At 44.4% G+C, this 6,841-nt stretch carries 7 protein-coding genes; 2 read left to right on the forward strand and 5 right to left on the reverse strand.

Annotation, left to right across the window (positions count from 1 at the left end):
* Positions 1-180: 180 nt before the first annotated feature.
* Positions 181-450: a hypothetical protein gene (locus IQ219_RS14905; protein ID WP_190596869.1), complete on the reverse strand. Its 270-nt coding sequence runs from the start codon at positions 448-450 to the stop codon at positions 181-183.
* Positions 451-578: 128 nt separating this feature from the next.
* On the opposite strand from IQ219_RS14905, the gene ribE reads away from it, so the two are divergent.
* Together ribE and IQ219_RS14915 are read left to right on the forward strand one after the other, a co-directional pair.
* Positions 579-1,259: a riboflavin synthase gene (ribE, locus tag IQ219_RS14910; protein ID WP_194073129.1), complete on the forward strand. Its 681-nt coding sequence runs from the start codon at positions 579-581 to the stop codon at positions 1,257-1,259.
* Between the two features lie 118 nt (positions 1,260-1,377).
* A complete protein-coding gene (locus IQ219_RS14915) occupies positions 1,378-1,887 on the forward strand; it encodes a pentapeptide repeat-containing protein (RefSeq protein WP_194019383.1) in 510 nt (169 codons plus the stop codon).
* Positions 1,888-1,988: 101 nt separating this feature from the next.
* Here the strand turns inward: IQ219_RS14915 and IQ219_RS14920 are convergent, their stop codons facing one another.
* From IQ219_RS14920 to IQ219_RS14935, 4 genes are all read right to left on the reverse strand, one after another.
* Positions 1,989-2,474: an MEKHLA domain-containing protein gene (locus IQ219_RS14920; protein WP_194073126.1), complete on the reverse strand. Its 486-nt coding sequence runs from the start codon at positions 2,472-2,474 to the stop codon at positions 1,989-1,991.
* A 46-nt stretch (positions 2,475-2,520) separates the two neighbouring features.
* The gene (locus IQ219_RS14925; RefSeq protein WP_228017161.1) at positions 2,521-3,423 is read right to left on the reverse strand and encodes an ABC transporter permease; all 903 of its coding nucleotides are present in this window, start codon (positions 3,421-3,423) and stop codon (positions 2,521-2,523) included.
* Complete coding sequence (locus IQ219_RS14930) at positions 3,416-6,529, reverse strand: alpha-mannosidase (RefSeq protein ID WP_194073127.1); 3,114 nt, start codon at positions 6,527-6,529, stop codon at positions 3,416-3,418. Before IQ219_RS14930 ends, IQ219_RS14925 begins: the two co-directional genes overlap by 8 nt.
* Positions 6,529-6,841 (reverse strand): response regulator (locus IQ219_RS14935; RefSeq protein WP_194073128.1); only part of this gene is annotated, 313 nt, incomplete at its 5' end. The genes IQ219_RS14935 and IQ219_RS14930, both read right to left, overlap by 1 nt.

Raw genomic sequence — 6,841 nt, forward strand, 5'->3', positions numbered from 1 at the left:
ACAAAAACTACGGGCACCGCAATCCAAGCGGCGATCAGCAAACTGACCAAAACCCAAATATTGAGGGAAATCTTAGGTAAGGCCGGGGAAGTGGTCAAAAAATTAAACACGGTAAATTAAACACAGAGATGAAGCTGGGTTATTTAAGCAGGGAATCCCCAGAGGCCAAAAACTAACGAATTAACTGTTGGGCGGCTCGTCAGGCTTGAAAGGATTTTCCCCAATACCCAACTCTTTCTTGCTTTCCTTTAGACTTTTCCAAAGTCGTTTGATTCTTTCATAGGCTTCCATGGTTTCAATTTTACCTGCGGTCTCCAGATTGCAGATAACGCTGACTTTTTGGGCGAATTCCTGCAAATTTGCATTAAAAACCAACTTTTCCGGCTTGAAATCCCCATAATATTTACTCTTGGGATAGAGGAACGCGTCTTTTTCCGGATTATCAGCCATATTATCTCTTCAACGGGCAAGAACAGTAACCATTGTAGGCGCATTGACCATTTCCTGGGGTCGGAGAGGAAAACAATATCCATCCCAAACTGGGACAATGGTGGTTGTTCCCCTACATTATTTCCATTGTGTTCACTGGCATTATCCAATCCCTCGGTTATCTTTCTGCCCAACGGGCCGATCGCCTGGAAATTACCCTTGCCCCCGTCGATGCCCACAGGGTTTTGGGGGATATGGAACTGGGGGATAGCATTGCAGTGGATGGGGTTTGCCTCACCGTAGAGGCGATCGCCCACCAGGGATTTTTGGCCGACGTTTCTCCAGAAACCTTGCAACGCACCACCCTAGGCCGAGCTAAGGAAAGACGTACAGCGGTCAACATTGAAACTTCTCTCCGAGTCGGGGGAAAAGTGGGGGGGCATTTTGTCTCTGGCCATGTGGACGGAGTAGGGCAATTATTGAGCAATGAACAAACCGATAATGCTTGGCTGCTCAGCTTCGGAGCGGTAGGTAGTTTACAGGGGCAATGGCAACAATATTTAGCTCCCTACCTTGTGCCCAAGGGCAGTATTGCCGTCAATGGCATCAGTTTAACGGTGGCGGACTGTGGCGAAGATTGGTTTAACGTGGCCGTGATTCCCCACACCTACAGCGAAACCAATTTACAGTTACTGCAACCGGGGGACTGGGTCAATTTGGAGGGGGATATTCTAGGTAAATATGCAGCCCGATTTTTGTCCCGAGGCCAAGCAATGGGTCAGACGAAAGATATCAACCTAGCATTTTTGCATGAACATGGCTACGGCTAAGATTATGATTGCAAAGTTTAGATCGATCCATTGCACTTAACTTTCGACGCCCCAAATTGTCTTTGCCTCACCGGATTGTTTTGCTAGGCTGGGGAAAGATTCTGCAAAATTTGCCCCTATGTTTTCTTTGCTTTTTTCTGGCTGGCGGCGATGGCTCCAAATTCTCGTCCTGGCGATCGCCTTGGTGTTGCTCTGGGCTCCGTCAGTGCTGGCCCAAGCCAATACGGTTAACTACACCTACGGAGATTTGGCCCGATCAGATTTCTCCCACCAGGACTTGAATAAGGCCGTATTTGCGGCGGCAGATTTGCGGGAAAGCAATTTTGAGGGTAGTGATCTCACTTTTTCCATTTTGACCGATGCGGTTTTTCTCCATGCCAATCTGCGGGGAGCTAACTTGAGTGGTTCCCTGGTGGATCGGGTTACCCTGGATTTTGCTGACCTGCGGGACACCATTTTCACCGAGGCGATCGCCACCCGTACCCGTTTTTACGACACTGATATTACCGGGGCGGACTTCAGCGATGCGGTGATTGATGCCTACCAAGTCAAGCTCATGTGTGAACGGGCGGAAGGAGTTAACCCAGTGACAGGGGTGGCCACCAGGGACAGTTTGGGTTGCAGATAATTAACAGATAGTTAAAAGTGTCTAAAACTGGTTAATGTAAGCCGAAAACCTTGGAGAAATCTTGTCAGTATTTTGGCAACTTATTCTGGCTATTCTAAATTTTAAATTTTTTCAACAATATCTTCCCAAGAGCTATAAATTGCCGCTTGACCACGGTAAATGCCATCACCATCGTGGAGGTTCCAAACGGTAACATTTTTAATCCAAAAGCGACGTCCCCCCTTGGCAATGCGAATGCCTTGGTAATTTTCCATAAAACCCTGACTAGTAACGGCATCTAACAATTTTTGTCGTTCTATTTGGTTCGGAACTTCCGCAGACTGACGGGAAGGTAATTGGCAAAATTCTGCCCAGGGCAATTCAAATAGTTTTTGGGCGGCAAGATTAGCATAGTTAAAAATTGGATCGGGCTCTGTACCATGGGAAACTACTACGTAAGAAGCTTCGTAAATCGCCTGGGCTAGGGCCATCCCGGTTAGATCGCTAGGGCCAAAGGTTTTGCCAGTTAAGCGCTCATAGTTTTGACGTAATAAATTAATATGGTCCAGATAAAACTGATTACTGGCATCGGGAACTGGGCGGATCATAGAGTTTATTTTTAGCTAAATAAGATTAATAAATAGGATTGAATTATTAACTATTTTTTATGCCAATGCCGTCCCCCAAATAATTAACACTTAAAACGGTAATAAAAATAGCTAAGCCGGGAAAAATTGCCATCAATGGTGCCGTTTCCAGATAATCCTTGGCGGTGTAAAGCATCTGCCCCCAAGTGGGCACATCCGGAGGAAAACCTAAGCCTAAAAAGCTCAGGGTTGATTCGGTGATAATGGCATTACCCACCGCTAAACTAGCGGCCACAATGATTAAATTCAAGACGTTGGGCAGAAGATGATGCCAAATAATATGATTAGAGCCCGCTCCCATGGCGGTCGCCGCTTTGACAAATTCCATTTCCCGTAGACGTAAAATATTGCCCCGTACCAACCGAGCCACACTCATCCAATTGAGCAAACCAATGAGCAAAACCACCAAAATAAAAATGCCTTTTTCGGGGGAAGTGGCCCTGGTCACCGGCTCCCGAAATAAATAGACCACCAGTAATACCAAAGGCAATTGGGGCAAGGCTAAGAACAGATCTGTAATGCGCATTAATATCACATCCCACCAACCGCCAAAATAACCGGCGATCGCCCCGATTAAGGTGCCCAAAGTGAGGGAAACCGCCATGGCACTCAGCCCCACCGCCAGAGAAATCCGGCCACCGATAAGTAAGCGAGCCAATTGATCCTGTCCCAAATCATTAGTTCCCAGGGGATGTTGCCAACTAGGGGCGGCCGCTGTTTGAGTAAAATCAATTTGGTCGATGGGAACCCGATAAAAGATCGGACCAAAAACCACTGCCAAAACAATTATGATCAGGGCAATTAAGCTCAAGGAAGCTAACGGCTTTTGCAAAATAATTTTTTTGAACCTGAAACTTGTCTGGCGATCGCTGACAGGCGATGGCTTGGAAACGGGTAAATTCTTAGTCATGGGCGAGAGAAACACTAACAATTTGCCAAGGATTAACCGTATTGTCTCCTGGTTGGGGTTCTTCCAACAGATTTACTTTGGTTTGAACACGGTGGTCACAAATTGTGGTGACATCTAACTGGGCAGATTTTCCGATAGTTTCATAGCAACGCATTATCCAATTTTCTGGGTTATCTTCCTGTCGCTTCAGGGCCATTAAACAAAGATTTTCGCTACCCATGGTCAACCAAGGCTTGCCTAACCATGGTTCTGACTGATTTGATGTTGCATTCAGATTCTTAGGAAAATAGGGTCTCAAGGGACGATGAATACCATAGCCCATGGCTACCGTTTTTGCCGATCGCCAATCTCCTGGGTGGGGATAAAAGAAATAACTAAATTGATGTTTGCCCCGGTCAGCGTTGGCATCGGGCCACACACTACTACGCAAAAGTGTTAAACGCATTAAATTCTCTTTGACATCACAACCATATTTGCAATTGTTCAGCAAACTAACGCCATAATTTTCCGTTTGATCGGTTAAAGAAAACCAATGTTGGTGGGGCACTTCCCATTGCGCTTTTTCCATCTCCGTTTGGGGATTAATCGGGCGATCGACCACAGCACAGGGAGCTTCCGTAGTAAAAAATTCACTTTGTAACGCCACAGGAAAAGCCGCTTTCACCATCACATGGGTTTCTTGCCAATCTACTTCTGTTTTTATTTCCAGTAACAGAGAATCTTTGGTTAAGCAATAGTCCTGGATGAAAACCGATTGTTGAAATTTTCTTGTCACCCGCAAACGCCAACGCAGGGGACCTTGTTCCAACCATTGGTGATTAATTAATTGGGCAGAAGGTAAAGGGTATTGCTCATAGTCAGGATCAATATTCCAGGCATCCCAATATTGGCCTTGGTCTCGGAAAAATTGTAATTGATTACCATGGCCAGCTAAAACTTGACGATGGTTAACCAAATCATCAATGCTGATTATTTCGCCACTCTCCGGACTAATTTCAACTTTTAAGCAACCATTATCTAGAATAGTTTCTTGATTAAAAACTTGAGATTGTTGATTATCTGATGGAATTTCTTCACACTGCAACCAGTAACCGATACAGGTTAAAGGAGGCGAATTAACTACAAATAATAAGGTGTCTGACGCTGTTAATTGGGTATCAATTAATCTCTCATTTTGCCAATCATAAACTTGATATTTTTTACCTGGCTGAACTGGAATTTCTACCAACTGATTCTGCGGCCAATGAAGAGGATTAAAAATCAATAAAGGTATGTTTTTATCAGTCGGATTACAAGGATATTTAACTTGGCTACTGAGGCTAGCTAGAGATTGATTAATAATTTCATGACTAGTTTGATAAACTTCTTGCCAAGCTTGATTAGCCGTAACAAAAACTTCAGGAATAGATGTGCCTGGCAAAATATCGTGAAATTGATTGAGTAAAACTTTCTTCCAAGCTGATTCTAGTTGAATTTGCGGATATTCATAATTGCCTAACCAGCTAGCAAAACTACTCCAAAGTTCTGCTTCGTACAGTAAATGCTCACATTGGCGATTATAAAACTTCTGGTCAGCATGGACGGTAAAACAACCTCGATGCAATTCTAAATATAATTCCTTCTCCCACACAGGAAAAGATTGATCTGGTTGCAACGCTTGTTTAATACTCGCTAAAAAATCTTCAGCCTTAGCTGTGTTAATAGTTGGGAAAAATTCAGAATTTTGCCACCGCTCTTTCATAAGCCACATATCCCGACTGGGGCCACCACCATGGTCTCCCACCCCCGGTAACCAGAGACATTCCTTTAACTCAGTTTGCTGTTGCCAACGATTAGCATAATTGGCCATAGGCAAAGGTTGATTGTCCATCACCCCGGCTAGATTGGGCGGTGCCATCACTGTAAAAAGTTCTGTCCCATCCGGCGATCGCCAGTGGAAAGCCCCGTGGGGAAAGGGATTGGTATCGTTCCAGTGGAGTTTACCCGTAACAAAATAATCTATCCCGCCCTGACGAAAAATTTGGGGCAACTGACCACAAAAACCAAAACTATCAGGAAGCCAACCAACTTTACTGGTCTGACCGAATTTCCTCTGAAAATACCTCTGGCCGTAAAGCAATTGTCTAGCTAAAGATTCGCCACTAATAATATTTACTTCTGGCTCTACCCACATGCCCCCCAATAGTTCCCAGTTTCCTTTTGTAACTGCCGTTTGAATTTGCTTAAATAACTCCGGTCTATTCGCTTCGATCCATTCATATAAAACTGGACTAGTGTGGCCAAACACTAAATCGGGAAATTCCCGTTGCAAATTAATTACAGAACGGAAAGTTCTTTCTCCCACTTCCCAAGTTTCCTCCAGGGGCCAAAGCCAAGCCATATCCAAATGGGCATGACCCAATAAGTTCATTTGCTGCTGTTTCAAGCTTTCAGTTAATGGCAATAATTTTTGACGCAACACCATTAACGATTGATCAAACGCACTTTGATCAGTAACCTGTTCCCACAAAATTTGTTCTAGAACTTGGCTAACCATAGCTATGTTTTCTGGTTCAAATTGGGTTAAATACAAACTTAACACTTCAATTTCATCAGCAATAAACCCCGGATCTAGTGCTGGATATTGCCGCTCAAATATTAATTGAGATTGCATTAATCCGCCAATGTCATGGCTAGGACTAGTTAACTGCAACGCTACGGTGAAAATTTCACCAATTTGGCTATTATCAGTTAACAAAATTCTGGCTTTTGAATCAAATAAATCCCCCGCTTGGACCAACTTACCATTGACAAAAATTTGGGCATTCTGAGCCCACCAAGTTAAGGCTAGCCTTAATGTCAAACCATCTAACGGATAATCTGCTAAAGCTTTAGAAACGGTAAAAGTCTGGGCAAACCATTGGACTTTTTCTCCCTTTTCCCAAACTAAATAGCCTTTTTCATTGACTTTTCCCAAGGGATAACTGCGCCAATCTACAATTTCCCAAGGAGCAGAAGGTAAGCAATGCCAATGGTGCTGACAATCTTGCCGACAGAAACGCCTTAGTTGTTCCAGTACCAGGGCAATACTAATCTCCGGTAGTAATGAATTTGATGATTCTGCCATCATTCATCTGCACTCAGAGCGGCTAGATCCAGTAAAACTTCTCCCTTCATTAACCGTCGACTAGCTTCCAACAAAGTTTCCTCAATGTAGGGCTTCACAAAGTAACCTTTGGCACCTTTTTCCGCTGCCATACGCTGCATTTTTTGTGCTCCCCGGGAGGTAATCATGGCCACCGGAATACGGGAGAGGTTGGCATCTTCTTGAATGCGCTCCAGCAATTCCAGACCGTTCATGCGGGGCATTTCAATGTCACAGAGAATTAAATCACAGGGCAGGCCTGACTTGAGTTTTTCCCAGGCATCCTGGCCATCC

It is taken from the genome of Synechocystis sp. LEGE 06083 (genome assembly GCF_015207725.1).
Lineage (GTDB): Bacteria > Cyanobacteriota > Cyanobacteriia > Cyanobacteriales > Microcystaceae > Synechocystis > Synechocystis salina.

Coding starts and splice junctions, on each gene's coding strand:
- IQ219_RS14915 (WP_194019383.1), top strand. CDS start 1,378: ATGTTTTCTTTGCTTTTTTCTGGCTGGCGGCGATGGCTCCAAATTCTC.
- IQ219_RS14905 (WP_190596869.1), bottom strand. CDS start 450: ATGGCTGATAATCCGGAAAAAGACGCGTTCCTCTATCCCAAGAGTAAA.
- IQ219_RS14925 (WP_228017161.1), bottom strand. CDS start 3,423: ATGACTAAGAATTTACCCGTTTCCAAGCCATCGCCTGTCAGCGATCGC.
- IQ219_RS14930 (WP_194073127.1), bottom strand. CDS start 6,529: ATGGCAGAATCATCAAATTCATTACTACCGGAGATTAGTATTGCCCTG.
- IQ219_RS14920 (WP_194073126.1), bottom strand. CDS start 2,474: ATGATCCGCCCAGTTCCCGATGCCAGTAATCAGTTTTATCTGGACCAT.